We start from the raw sequence: 16,891 nt of genomic DNA on the forward strand, positions 1-16,891 counted from the left end.
GTTTGCACGGTGAAATTTTTGCTCAGCCGCCCAGATACGCCTCAACCACCTTTGGATCATCCAGCAAGTCCTGGCCGCTACCGGTCAGTACCACCTTGCCGGTCTCCAGCACATAGCCGCGTTGGGCGATGCGCAGTGCCTGCCGCACATTTTGCTCGACCAGCAAAATCGTCAATCCCGTTTTGTTGATCTCTTTCAGGATGCGGAAAATTTCCTGCACCATCAACGGTGCCAGTCCCATCGATGGTTCATCCAGCAGCAGCACGCGTGGTTTGGCCATCAGCGCACGGCCGATCGCCAGCATTTGCTGCTCGCCACCGGAGAGGTTGCCGGCCAGCCCGTCGCGGCGATTTTTCAGGACCGGGAACAGGGTGTAGACCCAGTCGAGGTCGCTGGTGATGCCGCTCTTGTCCTTGCGCGCGTAGGTGCCCAGTGCCAGGTTTTCACTGACGGTCAGGGTCGTCAGGATGGCGCGACCTTCGGCGACCTGTACCACGCCGCGACCGACGATCTGGTGCGGCGCCAGCGTGGTGAGATCGGTGCCATCGAACAGTACCTGGCCGCGAGTCGCTTTCAGCAAACCCGAGATCGCCAGCAGTGCCGTACTTTTTCCGGCACCGTTGGCGCCCACCAGCGCCGTGATTTCGCCTTCATTGAGGGCCAGGTCGATGCCCTTGACCGCTTCGATCTGGCCATACGCCACGGACAGATCGGTGACCTGCAAAATCGCACTCATGCTTCTTCCTTGCCCAGATAGGCCTCGATCACTTCCGGATTGGTCTTGATGTCATCGGGCGTGCCCTCGGCGATGATGCGGCCGAAATTCAGTACGGCGATGCGGTCGCACAGACCCATGACGAAGCGCATGTCGTGCTCGATCAGGAACACCGTAAAACCGCGCTGCTTGATGTTAACGATCTCGGCCATCAGCTCGGTTTTTTCGGAGGGGTTCATGCCGGCTACCGGTTCATCGAGCAGCAGCAGCTTCGGTTCGGTCGCCAGTGCACGGGCAAATTCGAGCCGGCGCTGTTCGCCATACGACAGGCTTTCGGCCAACAGGTGCGCCTTGTGATCCAGTCGCACCCACGACAATAATTCTCGGGCACGTTCGCGTGCCTTGGCTTCGGCATCGCGAAAGCCGGGCAGGTTGAACAGCAACCCGGCAAAGCCGTAGTCGAGATGGTCATGCATGCCAACGACGACGTTTTCCAGCAAGCTCATTTCCTTGAAAATACGGATGTTCTGGAAGGTGCGGGCAATCCCGAGTTCGGTGATTTTGTGCGGCGCGACCGCACCGAGGTCCTTGCCGTTGAAGACGATCTGACCACCGGTGGGCCGTAACAGGCCGGTGAGCAAATTGAACACCGTGGTCTTGCCGGCGCCGTTCGGTCCGATCATGCCGAAGATGCCGCCCTGCGGCACCGTGAAGCTGACGTCCTGCAGCACTTTCAGGCCGCCGAACTGCTTGCTGATCTGATTAAATTGCAGCATCAGATCTCCTTGTTGGTTGTGCGGCGCTGCCAGAATCCACGGATACGGCTTGGGTCCCAGATGCCTTTTGGCAGGTACAGAATGACGACAATCAGGATCAGGCCATTGAAGGCCAGGCGGAAGCTCTTGAACTCACGCAGGACTTCCGGCAACAGGGTCAGGATGGTGGCGCCGATGGTCGGCCCGATCAGGTTGCTGGTGCCACCGAAAACGGCCATGGTCAGGATATCGACTGCATTCTCGAACGCGTAATTGCCCGGTCCGATGGTGAAGGTGTAATGGGCATTGAGGCCACCGGCGACACCGGCAATGACGGCGCCAGTGACGAACGCCAGCAGTTTATAAGCCGACACATTGATCCCCATCAGGCGTGCTGCGACTTCATCGGCCTTGATGGCTTCAAAGGCGCGCCCGATTTTCGAGCGACGCATGCGGGCCAGCACGTACAGAGTGAGCAAGAGCAGCAACAGGATGTGCCAGAACTCGGTTTTTTGCGGAATGCCGTTCAAGCCCATCGGGCCGCCGGTAATGTCCATGTTAAGCACGATCACGCGCACCACTTCGCCGAAGCCGAGCGTGGCCATGGCCAGATACACGCCCGATAGTCGCAGCGTCGGGATGCCGATAATGAGTGCCACCAGCGCCGGCAAGACGCCTGCTGCCAGCAAGGCAACCGGAAACGACAAGCCGGTTTGCATCGTGATCATGGACGCGGCATACGCGCCGATGCCCATGAACGCGGCATTCGCCAGCGACAGCAAACCGCAAGACAGCGTGATGTAAATCGACAGCGCCAGCATCGCGTTGACGCCGATGCTGAAGATGACGGTGTTGTATGTCGACCAGAAAGCTTCCCACCATTCCATCATCTCAGGCCTTCCTTTCCAGCACTTTGCCGAACATGCCCGAAGGCCGTACCAGCAGGATCAGGAACAGCAAGCCAAACGCGACGGCATCGCGGAAGTCGCTCGACAGATACGCCACGCTCATGACTTCGGCAAAGCCCAGAAACAGACCGCCTATCATGGCGCCGCGTATGTCGCCCATGCCGCCCAGGATGATGACGGCGATGCCCTTGTGCAGCATCGGTTGTCCCATGAAGGGCGATATGGCATTGAACGACAGGCCCACCAGCACGCCGGCGACGCCACCCAGTGCAGCGGCAGTGAAGGAGGTCAGCAGGAACAGGCCTTCGACATTGATACCCAGCAGGGCGGCGGCTTTGGGTGATTCGGCGATGGCACGCAAGGCGCGACCAAGTTGCGTGCGGCGCATCACCACCAGCAGCACGATCATCAGCACGAAGGAAATCGCCACGATGCCGATCTGGACGGCGGTGACATGCAGGTCACCGAAGCTGATGCTTTGTTCAGGTATCGTCCCGACCGGAAAACGTTTGTTCTCGGCACCGAACAGGCCTTGTGCCAGATTGGTCAGCATGATCGCCACGCCAATCGACGCGATCATCGGAGACAGATGGGGGGCATTGCGTTTGCGCAGCGGTCGCAAGACCAGATAGTCGACCACCAGGCCGATCACGCCGGTCACGAGCATCGCCACCAGCAGCGCCAGCCAGAGTGGCAGCGCCATTTTTTCGACCAGCAGCAGGGCCGAATAACTGCCCAGCATGAAGATCGCGCCATGCGATAAATTGATGACGCCAAGCACGCCGAATACCAGCGTGAAACCCAGTGCAAACAGCGCATACACGCTGCCCAGCGACAGGGCGTTAATCAGTTGTTGTTCGAGCATAGTCCCTGCATGAAATGAAGCTGCGGCATGGCCGGCGCGAACCGGAAATGCCGCAGAAAAAAATGACTGCCGAAACTGAAATTTACTTCAGCAAGACGAACTTGCCACCCTTGGCAATGTTGACGATGGCATCCTGATCCGCATCGTAGCCGGCTGGTTTGCCATCCTTGCCAGTGGCGCGGCTGAAGGCAAATGCGCCGGTTGCACCATCGAGTTTGACTGCTGGCAGCGCTTCGGCCAGCGCCAGACGATCCTTGTCGAGTGCGCCGGTCAGTTTTACTTTCTTGAGGGCGTCGGCGACGATGTGGATGGCGTCATAGGCTTGCGCGGCAAACTGATCCGGGTCGGCATTGAACCTGGCTTTGTAGGCAGCGATGAAGGCCTTGTTGGTCGGCGTCAGGTTCTCGGACGACCATGGGCTGCCCATCACGGTATTGTCGGCGGCATCTTTGGCGATTTCGAACAGCTTCGGCGAGTTAAAGCCGTTACCACCGATGAACGGTTGCTTCATGCCCAGCGTGCGGGTTTGCAAAATGATGTTGGCGGCTTCTTCGGCCAGGCAGGAACAGACGATGGCGTCCGGATTGGTGGCTTTGATCTTGGTCAGCTGCGCCTTGAAGTCGACGTCGCCCTTGGCATAGGTTTCGGTGGCGGTGATCTGGATTTTCTGGGCATCGAGCGTGGTTTTGAAAACGTCGTAGCCGCTTTTGGTAAAGGCGTCGTCGTTACCGTAGACGACCGCCACTTTCTTGATGCCGAAATGCTTGACGGCGGCTTTGGTCGTCACTGGCAACACGTCGGCTTCCATGACCGAATTGCGGAACACAGTTGCACCCATGGCGCTGATGCCATCGGCGGTATTGCTGGTGCCGAAGACGACGACCTTGCTCGCTACGGCGATCGGGTCGGCAGCAAAGGCCGAGTTCGATAGTGTCGGACCAAACACCATCAGGACCTTGTCCTGGAAAATCAGTTTCTTGAAAACGTTGATGGCTTCTTCTTTTTTGCCTTGCTCGTCTTCGATCACGAGGGTCAGCTTGTTGCCATTGACGCCGCCCTTGGCATTGATTTCGTCTGCGGCGAGGGTCAGGCCATTCTTGATTGCGATACCGTATTTTGCAGCGGGTCCGCTCAGGGCTTCTGCGGCGCCGAGCTTGATGTCAGCGGCAAACGCCGAGCAGCCGATACCGGCTGCGATCAGGGCGAGGGTAAGTTTTTTGATGGTAAACATGGTGCGCATGGAATCTCCGGAAGTCGCGTGTCTCTGCTGTTATGGGGCACCGCTTCATGCAGCGCGGGCAGTGTTTTTGAAAAGCACGACCGTGAGGGTAGCAGGGTCTGCCGGATGCATCAACTGTGGAGAGCCGCGGACACGGGGGCGCATCATAGGAATCGGTTGATCAGTGAAACCAGAACAAAAAAAACCGGCTGCCAACCCTTGCGAGTTGGCAGCCGGCAGCCGATGTTTGTCGGCGTTGCGGTCGCTAATTAATTCACGGCCGCAGCTGGCGTGTCTTCCGGTGACGTCAGACCAACGCTATCGATTTCACGCGCCGGTGTGTCTTCCGGTGAGGTGCTCACCAGATTCATCACGAACGTGATAAAGCCGTCAAGAAACGTGGTCCCACTTGGCGGTGTTACTGCACCCGATGTACCACTGCTACCGCCGCCGCAGGCTGTCAGAACTGCGGTGACTGCGCATAAAAGAATGAGTTTTTTCATGTTGATCTCCTGATTGGATTGCCGTGAAGGTTGATGATGATTAGTGCTTCAACGAACCGGCAATCGGTGTTTTCAGGTACGGGAACGCGTTGTCAAAGAACGTGTAGTCGAGGTAAGCGCCATCGGTGAAGTCGAATGTGCCGGCTGGTGCATCGCCAGGTACGCAACCGATGTTCAGTGTGCACAAGCGACCCATGACGACGCGCAATGCGATGTCGACCACGTCATCGCCGGGGCGACGGCCGTTCGGGAAGCCGGCGTTATCGCCACCGATGACACCAAGACGCTTCTGAGCTGCTGGCGCGGTCGGATCGATCGAGGTATTGAGGCGCAGCATTTCCGATGCGACCACGTTGGCTGGCTGGTTCACGCCCTTGACACCGGTCAGGAACGCAGCGATCAGGTCATTACGCGGAAAGTTGGTTGGTGCTTTGGCGACCGGATACAGAATTTCGATCAGTGCTGGCAGGGTTGGATTGGTCACATAGTCGATGAATTGACCATCGCCAGACGGGACGCTGTGGTTGAACTGGTCCTTGTCTTTCAGACCGATCACGACTTCATTGACCAGTGGTGCGCCAAGACGTGAAACCTGAGTCCAGGCGCCGCCTTCTTTCGATGCCTTGCTGGTGTTCGGTGTCGGATTGATCAGACGGCCTTGACGCACGCTGGCAGTGGTCCATCCGCCGATGACAGGCTCGGTTCCGTTGGTCAGGCAAGCGGTCGGTACTTCCAGTTCGATTGACGTGATGTTCTTGTCGGCGAGGTCGTCGTGACCGGATTTTTCACCGTCCACACCGTTTGGCGCCAGTTGGGTTGCCGGGTACTTGATGTTGATCAGGTCAAACGTTTCGCCAAGGTTGACGACGAAAGGATCTTTACGCTGGCCGACGAACATGCGGCCTGGTGTGGTGCAACCCGGAATGTTGATCGACACGACGTGCTGTGCAGCGTAGGCGGCATAGTCGGGAATCGATTTGTTACCGATGTTGTCGAGTGGCTTGTCAAACACGGCCGAGCCGCCCGAGGCGTTGGTGATCGCTGCGCGGGTGCCGGTGCGGCGATCGCCGGAGACCAGATCGACGGTGTAGGTTTCACGGACATTGGCGCCGGCTGCATTCGGGCCGGAGATCGCACCACCGTTGATAACCAGCGGGATCGAGACTTTCTTGCCACCGACAGTCAGTTGGGTGTTTTTGTTTTCGTTTTTGAAGCGGAACTGGAACGTCAGTTGTTCTTTGCCATTGCCATTGTTATTGATGTGGATTTCATAAAGTGCATCCGAATCCATCGCAAAATAGTTCGGGCCGCCGTAAGCATCTTGCAGTGGGGCATAGTTGGCGATCATCGTGACAAATCCCGCGCGGTTTGCTTCATAGCTGCGGAACATGTAGAAGTCGGTGCCGTCGACTTTTGGCGTACGGGTGATGAACGGTGCTTCGCGATGACTGGACGCCACGGCTGGTGCTGCGAACATTGTGGCGAGGGCGCTGGCAATAAGTGCTGCACAGCAGGTATGTCTGGCGATCATGGACGTCATGGCGGTCTCCTTCATAAGTGTTTTGCTCGGCTGAGCCTGAACTACCAAACACTTTACGAAGCAGACGCCAGAACGGATTCAGCTATTTTCAAAAAGTTCGATTTATTTTTGAAACACCATGTTTCTTTGTTTCAGGCCGGACTTAATCCTTGCGGACGTCGGCCAGTTGCGCCCGCACGCGCGCGATCGCCAGGCGTACCTGGCGTGGTGCGGTGCCACCGACATGATCGCGCGCAGCGACCGAGCCTTCCAGGGTCAGCACCTGATAAATGTCCTGCTCGATCAATGGCGAGAACGCCTTCAGCTGATCCAGCGTCAGGTCACTGAGGTCGCAGCCCTTGTCGACGCAGATCCGTACGGCATGTGCCACGGCTTCGTGCGCATCGCGAAATGGCAGGCCCTTCTTGACCAGATAATCCGCCAGGTCGGTGGCGGTGGCATAACCCTGCAGTGCCGCGGCGCGCATCGCATCGGCCTTGACAGTAATGCCGCGCGCCATGTCGGCAAAAATACGCAGCGTGTCGGTGAGGGTGTCGACCGTATCGAACAGCGGTTCCTTGTCTTCCTGGTTGTCCTTGTTGTAGGCCAGTGGCTGGCCTTTCATCAACGTCAGCAGACTCATCAGGTGGCCAGTGACACGGCCGGTCTTGCCACGCGCCAGTTCGGGTACGTCGGGATTTTTTTTCTGCGGCATGATCGACGAGCCGGTACAGAAGCGGTCGGCAATATCGATGAAGCCGACGCGCGGGCTCATCCAGATCACCAGCTCTTCCGACATGCGCGAGATGTGCGTCATCACGAGCGCCGCAGCGGCGCAAAATTCGATGGCAAAGTCGCGATCCGACACGGCGTCCAGCGAATTGAAGCAGACTTCATCGAAGCCCAGCAACTGCGCCACCAGTTCACGGTCGATCGGGAAGGTGGTGCCGGCCAGCGCTGCGGCGCCCAATGGCAGGCGATTGACGCGCTTGCGGCAATCGGCCAGACGCTCGGCATCGCGCCCGAACATTTCGACATACGCCAGCAAGTGATGGCCGAACGTGACCGGTTGTGCCACTTGCATGTGCGTAAAGCCAGGCAATATGGTCTCGGCATGCTGCTCGGCCAGGTCGACCAGCGCCAGGCGCAATTCGGCCAGCAGCAGGGTCAGGTCATCGATCGCGGCGCGCAGATACAGCCGGATGTCGGTCGCCACCTGGTCATTGCGGGAACGACCGGTATGCAGGCGCTTGCCGGCGTCGCCGACCAGTTCGGTCAGACGTTTTTCGATATTCAGGTGCACGTCTTCCAGATCCAGCAGCCATGCGAAACTGCCGTCGGCAATTTCGGTGCTGATCTGTTGCATGCCACCCTGGATGGCGGCCAGATCACTTTGGCTGATGATGTTCTGGCGGGCCAGCATCTCGGCATGGGCCAGCGAGCCCTGGATGTCGACCGCCGCCAGGCGCTTGTCAAAAAACACCGAGGCGGTGTAGCGCTTGACCAGATCGGAGACGGGTTCGGAAAAACGTGCCGACCAGGCTTCGCTTTTTTTGGAGAATTGTGCTGTCATAGTTGGAATCCGGTAAGAAGGTGTCTGTACCGGGCCGATTATAAAACAAGCACCTCACTGATTTTCAGGAATGTAGACCCCTTGATGCCAGCCTCACGATCCGGCCCTGCTGCCAAACCGCCATCGATCGACAGCGTGATCCCGGATTGCTGCAACACCGGCGTGATCTTGCGGGTGCTTGCGCTGGTCAACTTGACGGTGCTGATCGTGATTCTGCTGCAAGCGACCAGCTATCTTCTCGGCCTGATCGCCTTCGTCGACGCGGCCTTGCTCCTGGAGCTGTTGTGCATGACATCGCTGGTCTGTCTGTGTGGTGTGCGACGTGTCGCTACGCGTCTGACCCTGTGGCAGCAGCGTGCCGCCTGTGCCGTGATACCAGCCCTGATCACGTTGCTGGAACTGCGCGGGCTGATGGCACTGGACCGCTGGCGCCACGGATTTCCGGAGACCTCGATCGTCAACGGCATGCTGGCAGCCGGCGTGTTCGGTATCGTGATCCAGCATTATTTTGAGGTGCGTACACGCGCCTATTCGCCGGCGCTGGGCGAGGCCCGTTTGCAGGCGCTACAGGCACGCATCCGTCCGCACTTTTTGTTCAACAGTCTGAATGCCGTGCTGGCGCTGATCCGTCGCGAGCCGCGCCGAGCCGAAACGGCATTGGAGGATCTGGCCGAACTGTTCCGGGTGCTGATGCGTGACGGTCGGGACCTGACCTCGCTGGACGATGAAATCCGTTTGTGCAAGCAGTATCTGTCGATCGAAAAGATCCGCCTTGGCGAACGCCTGCAAGTGCAATGGGATACCAGTGCAATTCACGATGAAGTCCTGCACAACGCACAGATTCCGTCGCTGCTATTGCAGCCCTTGCTGGAAAATGCCGTGCACTACGGCGTCGAGCCCATCGTCGAACCGGCGCTGATCCGCATCAGCCTGCGACGTGTACGCGACACGATCCATATCCTGATCAGCAATCCGTGGCATGGCGATCCGACGGTCGCGCGCGGCAATCACATGGCACTGGATAATATTCGCGGGCGGCTGAGCCTGCTGTACGACCTTGACGCCCGATTGACGACATCGATGGTCAACGGCAGCTTTGAAGTCCGTCTGTTGATACCTTACAAGAAAGCTACCTGATGCCAGACCGACTGCCTGTACGCCTTTTTCTGGTCGATGACGAAGCACTCGCCCGTTCACGCTTGCGCGATGTGCTATCGGATATTGCGCTTGAGTGTCCGCATGAGATCGTCGGCGAGGCGGATCAGGCACAGGCTGCAATCGATGGCATCGTCCTGCTGGCGCCGGACATCGTGCTGCTGGATGTGCAGATGCCTGGCATGTCCGGTATCGCGCTTGCCGACCATCTTGGCAGGACTTTGAGCAGGCCGCCTTCCGTGATTTTTATCAGTGCCTACGATGACTATGCCGTCAAGGCGTTCGAGGTGCGCGCACTGGATTACCTGATGAAACCGATACGGGCTGGGCGTCTGGCCGAGGCGATACGTCGGGTGGTTGCATTGCGACAGAATGAGGTCGGGCCGATAGTTACGCAGGGCGCCGCTCGCCAGCATTTCCCGGTGCAGGAGCGCGGCCGATTGTTGCTGGTGCCGGTAGCTGATGTGATTTATCTCAAGGCCGAAGCCAAGTATGTCACGCTGCGCACCAGCACCCGCGAGCACCTGATCGAAGAATCGCTGTTATCGATCGAAGAAGAATTGGCGGCGCAGTTCGTGCGGGTGCATCGCAATGCACTGGTGGCGCGCAATGCCATTGCAGGCGTCGAACGGATACGCGACGTTGAAGGGGACAGCGACACCGTGACCTGGCAGGTCATCTTGCGTGGTGTCACGGATCGCTTGCCGATTTCACGACGGCAGTGGGCTACCATCAAGGCGCTGGTCAAATGAGGTCGATCCGATAGCCGCATCGCGAGGATGCATGGATCGGTATCCCGGTATGGTCAGCCTATCGGATTCAGTACCGGCATGCCGGACAACACTCCCAAGTACTCACTGGTCGTGGCACCAATCCGGATTTTGTCGTGCTCAACTTCGAAGAAGCGAATCTCCTTGCTGTGATTGCTGCCGCGTACCTTGACCACGGACATGACACGCTTGAATTCCCCGCCGATTTCGACGTAACGCTGCAGCAGGATGGCATCTGCAAGAAACGCGTTTCCGTAAGAGCAGAAGCTCAGGGAATCGTACTTGTCCACCATCTCCGCGGTCATCAGCACCGTCACGCCCATGCCGGTCAATACCGCAACCATCCGGTAGAGCGCATCACGGAAATCCTCGCGGAATACCGGCGCCAGCGCCAATTCAAAACCGGACAAGGAATCGATGACGACGCGTTTGGCCTTCATCTTCGTGATCATCGCCACCATGTCGTGCAGGATTTCATCGATCGACAAATCCAGCGTGCGGGTATTGATGTAACCGACTTCACCACGGTCGACCATCTGGTTGAGTTGCTTGCCGAGTAGCTGATTCGGACTTTTCTCGAAGGCGGCAATCACGCCGGCTTCGCCGATACGCAGGCCCTCGGCAAGGAACTGCGTCGCCAACACCGTCTTGCCGGAGCCCGACGGTCCGACTATCAGCAGCGAATATCCTACAGGCAAGCCCCCACCCAGCATCTCGTCAAGCGTCGGTACTCCCATTGACATGCGTTGGTCGCCCTCGATATGAATTTGCTGCAACATACCTGACGTGATCAAGGCGCGAGGAAATACCTCGACCCCCTCATCACTGATACGGAACGTATGCACACCGGGACTCTGGGCCTGGCCACGCATCTTCACTACCTGAATCTTGCGGATCATGGCGTCGCGGTGTACCAGCTGCGACAACCAGAAGATGCCATCGGCAACGGTAAACACCGGACTCGACTCGGCTTCCGGCGCCAGATATTCCCCGATCAGGAATGTGGTGGCTTGCCAGCTGGTCATCTGCGTGCCGAGTTGCTGGACAAAGTGCTGCAGGCCGGCCGCGCCTGCCTCCATGCTTTTTGCCGATTGGGCAACCGAGCGGAACGAATCGACGAACACCAGACTGGGCGCAAACTTTTGCACTTCCTCATCGATGCGGGCCAGTACACGCTCAAAATCGCCTTCGAGCAAATCCGCTGCCAGGTTCACAAACTTGATCGAGTGATTGATTTTGTCGATGTCGAAAAACGGAAACTGCTGCTGATACCGCAGCATTTTCAGTGGCGGCTCGCCCAGTACCGTAAAAAAAAGCGCACGGCAATCCGGAGTCGCGAGCGAAAACATGATCTGGTGCGCCATCGTGGTTTTGCCGCTGCCCGGCGTCCCGGCGATCAGATTGAAAGAGAATTCCGGAAGGCCGCCACCCAGCAAATCATCGAGGCCAGGTACGCCCGTAGCAAGGCGCCTGATGGTAACTTTTTTGTTCATTGTTGTTGTTCCTTGCCAGCTGTCTCCAGCGTCGTATTACCCCAGGCAGAGCAGAGGATGCGCGTCATTAAAAGTTCGCCAATCAGTAGCGTAATTATATCGACCAACGTGGTCAGCAAAAGAATACTTGCTTCGCTGGCTTCCGTGAAATCGCGCCCTTCCAGGCTGAGTTGGAGGCTGGAAAATCGCGCATCGGATTTTTGTAATGGATTTGCCGAGTCGATCCAGGGATACCGGTTTCGGGTGACGTGAACACTTCTTGCAAAAAGTGACGCGAATCCGTTTTCTCCGATGATCGAAATCAATTCGGACGCAAGCCGGTCCCACAGGTGAACAGTTCCGCCCACGAGTTCGTCGGGCCGCTGCAGAACAGCCCTTCGTATCATGTCATTTCGTTCAACGTTGATTGTTGCCATAGTTAATTTGAAATAGTCGTGCAGCAAAAATAAAAAGGTGAATGTCCGGCAGATTGCATGCCGGGTCTGGCGGCATCGCAATTCTGGTGGTACGGCCGGAACACGCCGTCAATTCAGTGCAGAGGAGGACATCACTTTCAGCAACGCATCAATGGCAATTGGCTTGACCAGAAAATGATCGAAGCCTGCCCTCGAAGCACGAAGTCTGTCCTTCGGCTGATTATAGCCAGTGACGGCGATGAAGCGGGGTGGGGGATTCAAAAGACGTTTGAGCTGTTGCACGACTTCGAAGCCATTCGTGACCGGCAATCCGATGTCGCAGAGAACCACGTCATACGCCTGCCGCTGTGCCATCTCGATCCCTGTCTTTCCATCGAGTGCGGAATCCACCGTGTTTCCCTCCAGACGAAGCAAGGTGCTCAGCGTGTCATTGGCATCGATATTGTCTTCGATGATCAATAGTCGCAGGGGGGGCTTGGGCAACGTCGGCAGTGATGGCACGTTCGCTAATGCCAGTCGTGGCGCACTGATGGGTAGCGTAACGAAGAACTTGCTGCCTTTGCCCAGACCATCGCTTCTGACTTTGGTAGACCCGCCATGCATTTCGACGAGTGATCGAACCAGCGAGAGGCCAATACCGAGACCGCCCTGGGTCCTGTCCAGCGTATTTTTACCCTGCGTGAACAAATCAAACACGTAGGGCTGAAACTCGAGTGCAATGCCGACTCCGTTGTCTGCTACACAGATCTCGATCTGATCCGATTGACGATCAACATCCAGACGAATGTCTTTACCCTCATCAGAAAATTTGGCCGCATTGATCAGCAGGTTGGAGAACACTTGTGCCAGCCTCACCGAGTCGCCATCAATGACGATCGGTTCCGTCGGAATCGTCAGTACGAGTTTTTGCTTGCGCTGGGTGAGTAGCGGTTGGCTTGTTTCAATCGCGCTCTCGATAATGTCTGACAGCAGGAACTGGTTGCGCCGCAACGTGATTTTGCCGCTACTGATACGCGATGCATCGAGTAAATCTTCGACCAGTCGCTTCAAATGGCGTGTTTGCCGATCAATGACGTCGTGCAGTTTGGGCAGCATCGGATGTGCAATCGCCAGCTTTTCGAGCAGCCCGTTGGCCGTCATGATGGGCGCCAGTGGGTTGCGCAGTTCATGCGCGAGCATGGACAAAAATTCTTTCTTCGCCTTGATTTCCGCCTCTGCAGTTGCTTGCAGGTCCTGTGCGCCGAATGTCGCCAATAGCAGGCTCTGATTTGCTTCGCGCAGTTGGACGACCAGGTCCTGCTGTTCGAGCTGACGCAGGCCGGCTTGTCGGAGCTGCGCGATTTCTGCGTACAGTTGCGCAAAGCGGCTTCGTAACGCCGACGGGTCCCGGATATCGAGTAGCGCTTCGTCTTCCGGACTCAGTGCCGCCTGTGCGACAGAGCGGCCATTGTCGTCAGCCATTGCGTATGCGGTAGTCATTGTCGATTCCTCGTCCTAAGTAGCTGGTCGCGAAATGGCTTGCGGAAATCAGGATTATTGATTTCACCCAGGGCAAAAAACGGCTGAATATGAAGGGAAGAAATGACGAACGTCCGGTCGGTCTGAACATTGAGTGTCCCTTGTCAGTGACTACGTCGGAGAACAACAATTGCCTAAAAGTTCAACTTGATTATCCGCCAAGTTGTATCGCAACTAAAAATACAGTTGGTTTTAATAAGCTACTTCTTTCGGTAGTCTTTGGTGGCCTAAGGATAGGCGGCTGCATGTAATTCGAATGCTCGGTGACGTTTATGGTTCGCCTATTGATTTTTAACAAGGGTCCTCGTTATCCAAAGTGCGCATCTGGAGTGTAATTTGATGTCGTTGAACTTACAGTGAAATCAGGATGAAGCGATTGCGGTTGGCGCCGTGCATAAAAGCGAGTCGCACAGGCACGGCGTTGCGTATTTGTCTTGCGCGTCGACAGAGGAAAGATGCGCGAAGCCCGGTCTGGTGCGGTTTCTGATCAGGGCGCGGGTATCACGGAACATTGACGCGAACTGGAGTTTCTGACGGTGCGATTCAGCTCCAGTACGCCAGATCTGAATCGCACTAATTCATCGCACGCGCCTAAGTTCACCCCGTATTGCGCAAGCCCGCAGCAATGCCATTGATTGACAAATGAATGCCGCGTCGCACGCGTTCATCGATCGGCTGGTCGTCTTTGGTGGTCGCCCGATGACGCTTGATCAGCTCGACCTGCAGGTGATTCAGCGGGTCGAGATAGGCAAAGCGATTCTTGATCGACCTTGCCAGTAACGGGTTGTTGGCCAGCCTGTCGGTGGCACCGGTAATCGCTGTCAGGCAGTCAATGGTGCGTTCATGTTCTGCAGCGATGCGTTTGAAAATGCTGGTGCGCAGTTTTTTGTCGCTGACCAGTTCGGCGTAGCGTGACGCCAGTGCCAGATCGGTTTTCGACAGCACCATATCCATGTTCGATAGCAGCGTCGCAAAAAAGGGCCATTCACGTTCCATTATCCGTAGCTGGGCGAGTTTTTTTGCGCGTGCCTTGTCGTCGTCCGACGCTGCCAGCCAATCGGAAATCGCGCTGCCGAAACCGTACCAGCCCGGCAGCAGCAAGCGGCATTGTCCCCATGAAAATCCCCACGGAATCGCGCGCAGGTCTTCAATGCGGCGGGACGCCTTGCGCGATGCCGGGCGCGAGCCAATATTGAGCTCGGCAATTTCGGCAATCGGGGTCGCTTCAAAAAAATAATCCGTGAAGCCCGGCGTCTCGTAGACCAGATTACGATAGGCACGGTAGGCCCGTTCCGACAGCTCTTCCATGATCGATTCGAAGCCGGCACTCTTTTTGGCGCGGCGCGGATCATTCGCTTGCGGCATCAGGCTCGCTTCCAGTGTCGCGGCAACCAGCATCTCCAGGTTGCGCCGGCCGATCTCCGGATTCGAGAATTTCGAGGCGATGATTTCACCCTGTTCGGTCAGGCGTATCTGGCCGTTGACGGTGCCTGCAGGCTGGGCCAGGATCGCCTCGTAGCTTGGCCCGCCGCCCCGGCCGACGGTGCCGCCGCGGCCATGGAACAGGCGCAGCGTGATGCCCGCGCGATCGAAGATTTGCACCAGCCGGGTTTCGGCCTTGTACAGTTCCCAGGTCGACGTCAGGAAACCGCCATCCTTGTTCGAGTCCGAATAGCCCAGCATCACTTCCTGTAATTCGCCCTGACGCGCGATCAGACTGCGCACTTGCGGCATGGACATCCACTGTTCCATGATCTCTGCAGCGAGCCGCAGATCGGGAATCGTCTCGAACAGCGGAATGACCATCAGATCGAGTTCTTCTTCCGGGCCACCAATGCGCAGCAGGCCGGTTTCTTTTTGCAGGAGCATGACTTCAAGCAGGTCCGAGACGGTCTCGGTGTGCGAAATAATGTAATTGCGTATCGCCCGGCTGCCGTAGCGTGCGCGGATCGTGCGGGCTGCACGCAGGATGGTCAGCTCGGAACGGGTTTCATCGGAATAGTCGAGGTAGGGCGAGGTCAGCAAACGCGGCTGCGCCAGTTCGGCCAGCAACAGGGTAATTTTGTGGGCTTCATCGAGTCCGGCGTAGTGGGGTTCGACCTTGGCGCTCGCAAACAACTCGCCCAGAACACGCTCGTGCACATCCGAACTCTGACGCATGTCGAGCGTGGCGAGGTGGAATCCGAAAATCTCGGCAGCACGCTTGAGTCCTGCCAACCTTGGTTTGATCAAATGGGCGCCATGATGACTGACCAGCGAATCCGCAAGTACCTGCAAGTCGGCAGCGTATTCCGCAGCGCTCGGGTAGGGTGCGGCGGGAGCGACTTCCTTGCGCAGGATGTTGGTTGCGCCGAGCACCCTTGCGGTCGCGGCGAGCCGTGCGTACATGCCAACCAGCGCGCGCCGGTAGGGTTCGTCAGTGCGGTGTGCCGAGGTGTCGGGCGAGGCATTCGCCAGCGCCTGCAGCGCCGGGCTGATATTGATCAGCAGCGTCGAGATCGACAGCTCGCCACCAAGCGTGTGGGTTTCTTCCAGATAAAAATCGAGGATCGTGGTCGACTGGCGCTTTAGCGCATGTTGCATCGTGTCGGCATTGACGTTCGGATTGCCATCGCGGTCGCCACCGATCCAGCTGCCCATTTGCACGTAAGTCGAGGCATCGGTCGCAAGCGATGCATGCTTTTGCGGAAACTGATGCGCCACCTCATCGGCGATGTCGTCATACATGCCCGGCAGTTCACGCAAAAAGGTAATCCGGTAATACGACAACGCATTCTCGATTTCGTCAGCGACTGTCAGCTTCGAATAACGCAGCATGCGGGTCTGCCACAAAGTGGAGATGCGTGCATGCAGCAGCTCGGTATTGAGCGCGCTTTCTTTTGGCGTCAGTGACAGATCACGCTGGGCCAGCAAACGGGCGATGTCGTGTTCTGCATCGAGTATGCTCTTGCGCTGGACTTCGGTCGGATGCGCGGTCAGTACCGGCGAGATCAGCGCGTTCTTGAAAAATTCGCGAACGGTGGTGCCGGAGACACCAGCATCATCCAGCTTGGCCAGCGCAAACGCCACGCTGCCTTGCCGGGCCGGTGATCCGGCCATCTGATGCGCACGTCGGCGCCGGTTGCGATGCTGGTCTTCGGCGATATTGGCCAGATGCGAAAAATACGAGAAGGCCCGCACCACCGAAATGGTCTGTTCGCGCGTGAGCTTTTTGAGCATCCGGTTCAGGTCGGCTCCGGTCTGCGGTGCATCTTCGCGCCGGAACCGCACGGCAGTCTGGCGCACGGTTTCGACCACATCGTAAATCGCCTCGCCTTCCTGGCTGCGCAATACCTCGCCCAGCAAGCGGCCCAGCAGGCGGATGTCTTCTTTGAGCGGAGCGTCGTTATCGATCGCGGGACGGGTTGCGGTGCGGACTGTAGTGCGGGTTGCTGTCCGAATTACGGTAGCGGCAGGAGGTATTTGTTTGGCCATGGGAAGCG

Annotated in this window: 14 protein-coding genes; 2 read left to right on the plus strand and 12 right to left on the minus strand. The window is 57.5% G+C overall.

Annotated features, from left to right (window positions below; genetic code table 11):
• Positions 1–22 precede the first annotated feature (22 nt).
• From ABD720_RS05315 to argH, 8 genes are all read right to left on the minus strand, one after another.
• Complete coding sequence (locus ABD720_RS05315) at positions 23–736, minus strand: ABC transporter ATP-binding protein (protein WP_344762195.1); 714 nt, start codon at positions 734–736, stop codon at positions 23–25.
• Positions 733–1,491 (minus strand): ABC transporter ATP-binding protein, encoded by a 759-nt coding sequence (locus ABD720_RS05320; protein WP_344762196.1) that lies wholly within the window; start codon positions 1,489–1,491, stop codon positions 733–735. The genes ABD720_RS05315 and ABD720_RS05320 overlap by 4 nt, the downstream gene beginning before the upstream one ends.
• On the minus strand, positions 1,491–2,357 hold the full coding sequence (locus ABD720_RS05325) for a branched-chain amino acid ABC transporter permease (RefSeq protein WP_344762327.1): 867 nt from the start codon (positions 2,355–2,357) through the stop codon (positions 1,491–1,493). Before ABD720_RS05325 ends, ABD720_RS05320 begins: the two co-directional genes overlap by 1 nt.
• 4 nt (positions 2,358–2,361) lie before the next feature.
• Entirely contained in the window at positions 2,362–3,243 is an 882-nt protein-coding gene (locus ABD720_RS05330; RefSeq protein ID WP_344762197.1) for a branched-chain amino acid ABC transporter permease, read from the minus strand.
• An 82-nt stretch (positions 3,244–3,325) separates the two neighbouring features.
• On the minus strand, positions 3,326–4,474 hold the full coding sequence (locus ABD720_RS05335) for an ABC transporter substrate-binding protein (RefSeq protein WP_344762328.1): 1,149 nt from the start codon (positions 4,472–4,474) through the stop codon (positions 3,326–3,328).
• Positions 4,475–4,731: 257 nt separating this feature from the next.
• On the minus strand, positions 4,732–4,965 hold the full coding sequence (locus tag ABD720_RS05340; protein WP_344762198.1) for a hypothetical protein: 234 nt from the start codon (positions 4,963–4,965) through the stop codon (positions 4,732–4,734).
• A gap of 40 nt (positions 4,966–5,005) precedes the next feature.
• Positions 5,006–6,505 (minus strand): DUF4331 domain-containing protein, encoded by a 1,500-nt coding sequence (locus tag ABD720_RS05345; protein ID WP_344762199.1) that lies wholly within the window; start codon positions 6,503–6,505, stop codon positions 5,006–5,008.
• Positions 6,506–6,647: 142 nt separating this feature from the next.
• Positions 6,648–8,057 (minus strand): argininosuccinate lyase, encoded by a 1,410-nt coding sequence (argH, locus tag ABD720_RS05350; RefSeq protein WP_344762200.1) that lies wholly within the window; start codon positions 8,055–8,057, stop codon positions 6,648–6,650.
• A gap of 84 nt (positions 8,058–8,141) precedes the next feature.
• On the opposite strand from argH, the gene ABD720_RS05355 reads away from it, so the two are divergent.
• Complete coding sequence (locus ABD720_RS05355) at positions 8,142–9,194, plus strand: sensor histidine kinase (RefSeq protein ID WP_344762201.1); 1,053 nt, start codon at positions 8,142–8,144, stop codon at positions 9,192–9,194.
• Complete coding sequence (locus ABD720_RS05360; RefSeq protein WP_344762202.1) at positions 9,194–9,964, plus strand: LytR/AlgR family response regulator transcription factor; 771 nt, start codon at positions 9,194–9,196, stop codon at positions 9,962–9,964. Before ABD720_RS05355 ends, ABD720_RS05360 begins: the two co-directional genes overlap by 1 nt.
• 53 nt (positions 9,965–10,017) lie before the next feature.
• Here the strand turns inward: ABD720_RS05360 and ABD720_RS05365 are convergent, their stop codons facing one another.
• The 4 genes from ABD720_RS05365 to ppc form a co-directional block, all read right to left on the minus strand.
• Positions 10,018–11,475, minus strand: a complete 1,458-nt coding sequence (locus ABD720_RS05365; protein WP_344762203.1) for an ATPase domain-containing protein — start codon at positions 11,473–11,475, stop codon at positions 10,018–10,020.
• Complete coding sequence (locus ABD720_RS05370; RefSeq protein WP_344762204.1) at positions 11,472–11,891, minus strand: hypothetical protein; 420 nt, start codon at positions 11,889–11,891, stop codon at positions 11,472–11,474. The genes ABD720_RS05365 and ABD720_RS05370 overlap by 4 nt, the downstream gene beginning before the upstream one ends.
• 108 nt (positions 11,892–11,999) lie before the next feature.
• Positions 12,000–13,145, minus strand: a complete 1,146-nt coding sequence (locus tag ABD720_RS05375; protein ID WP_344762205.1) for a hybrid sensor histidine kinase/response regulator — start codon at positions 13,143–13,145, stop codon at positions 12,000–12,002.
• An 861-nt stretch (positions 13,146–14,006) separates the two neighbouring features.
• On the minus strand, positions 14,007–16,883 hold the full coding sequence (gene ppc, locus ABD720_RS05380; RefSeq protein WP_344762206.1) for a phosphoenolpyruvate carboxylase: 2,877 nt from the start codon (positions 16,881–16,883) through the stop codon (positions 14,007–14,009).
• Positions 16,884–16,891 lie beyond the last annotated feature (8 nt).

The sequence above is a fragment of the Actimicrobium antarcticum genome (assembly GCF_039536745.1).
Classification (GTDB): domain Bacteria; phylum Pseudomonadota; class Gammaproteobacteria; order Burkholderiales; family Burkholderiaceae_D; genus Actimicrobium; species Actimicrobium antarcticum.

Coding starts and splice junctions, on each gene's coding strand:
- ABD720_RS05340 (WP_344762198.1), bottom strand. CDS start 4,965: ATGAAAAAACTCATTCTTTTATGCGCAGTCACCGCAGTTCTGACAGCC.
- ABD720_RS05355 (WP_344762201.1), top strand. CDS start 8,142: ATGCCAGCCTCACGATCCGGCCCTGCTGCCAAACCGCCATCGATCGAC.
- ABD720_RS05325 (WP_344762327.1), bottom strand. CDS start 2,357: ATGGAATGGTGGGAAGCTTTCTGGTCGACATACAACACCGTCATCTTC.
- ABD720_RS05320 (WP_344762196.1), bottom strand. CDS start 1,491: ATGCTGCAATTTAATCAGATCAGCAAGCAGTTCGGCGGCCTGAAAGTG.
- ABD720_RS05360 (WP_344762202.1), top strand. CDS start 9,194: ATGCCAGACCGACTGCCTGTACGCCTTTTTCTGGTCGATGACGAAGCA.
- ABD720_RS05365 (WP_344762203.1), bottom strand. CDS start 11,475: ATGAACAAAAAAGTTACCATCAGGCGCCTTGCTACGGGCGTACCTGGC.
- ABD720_RS05345 (WP_344762199.1), bottom strand. CDS start 6,505: ATGACGTCCATGATCGCCAGACATACCTGCTGTGCAGCACTTATTGCC.
- ABD720_RS05330 (WP_344762197.1), bottom strand. CDS start 3,243: ATGCTCGAACAACAACTGATTAACGCCCTGTCGCTGGGCAGCGTGTAT.
- ppc (WP_344762206.1), bottom strand. CDS start 16,883: ATGGCCAAACAAATACCTCCTGCCGCTACCGTAATTCGGACAGCAACC.
- ABD720_RS05335 (WP_344762328.1), bottom strand. CDS start 4,474: ATGTTTACCATCAAAAAACTTACCCTCGCCCTGATCGCAGCCGGTATC.
- ABD720_RS05315 (WP_344762195.1), bottom strand. CDS start 736: ATGAGTGCGATTTTGCAGGTCACCGATCTGTCCGTGGCGTATGGCCAG.
- ABD720_RS05370 (WP_344762204.1), bottom strand. CDS start 11,891: ATGGCAACAATCAACGTTGAACGAAATGACATGATACGAAGGGCTGTT.
- argH (WP_344762200.1), bottom strand. CDS start 8,057: ATGACAGCACAATTCTCCAAAAAAAGCGAAGCCTGGTCGGCACGTTTT.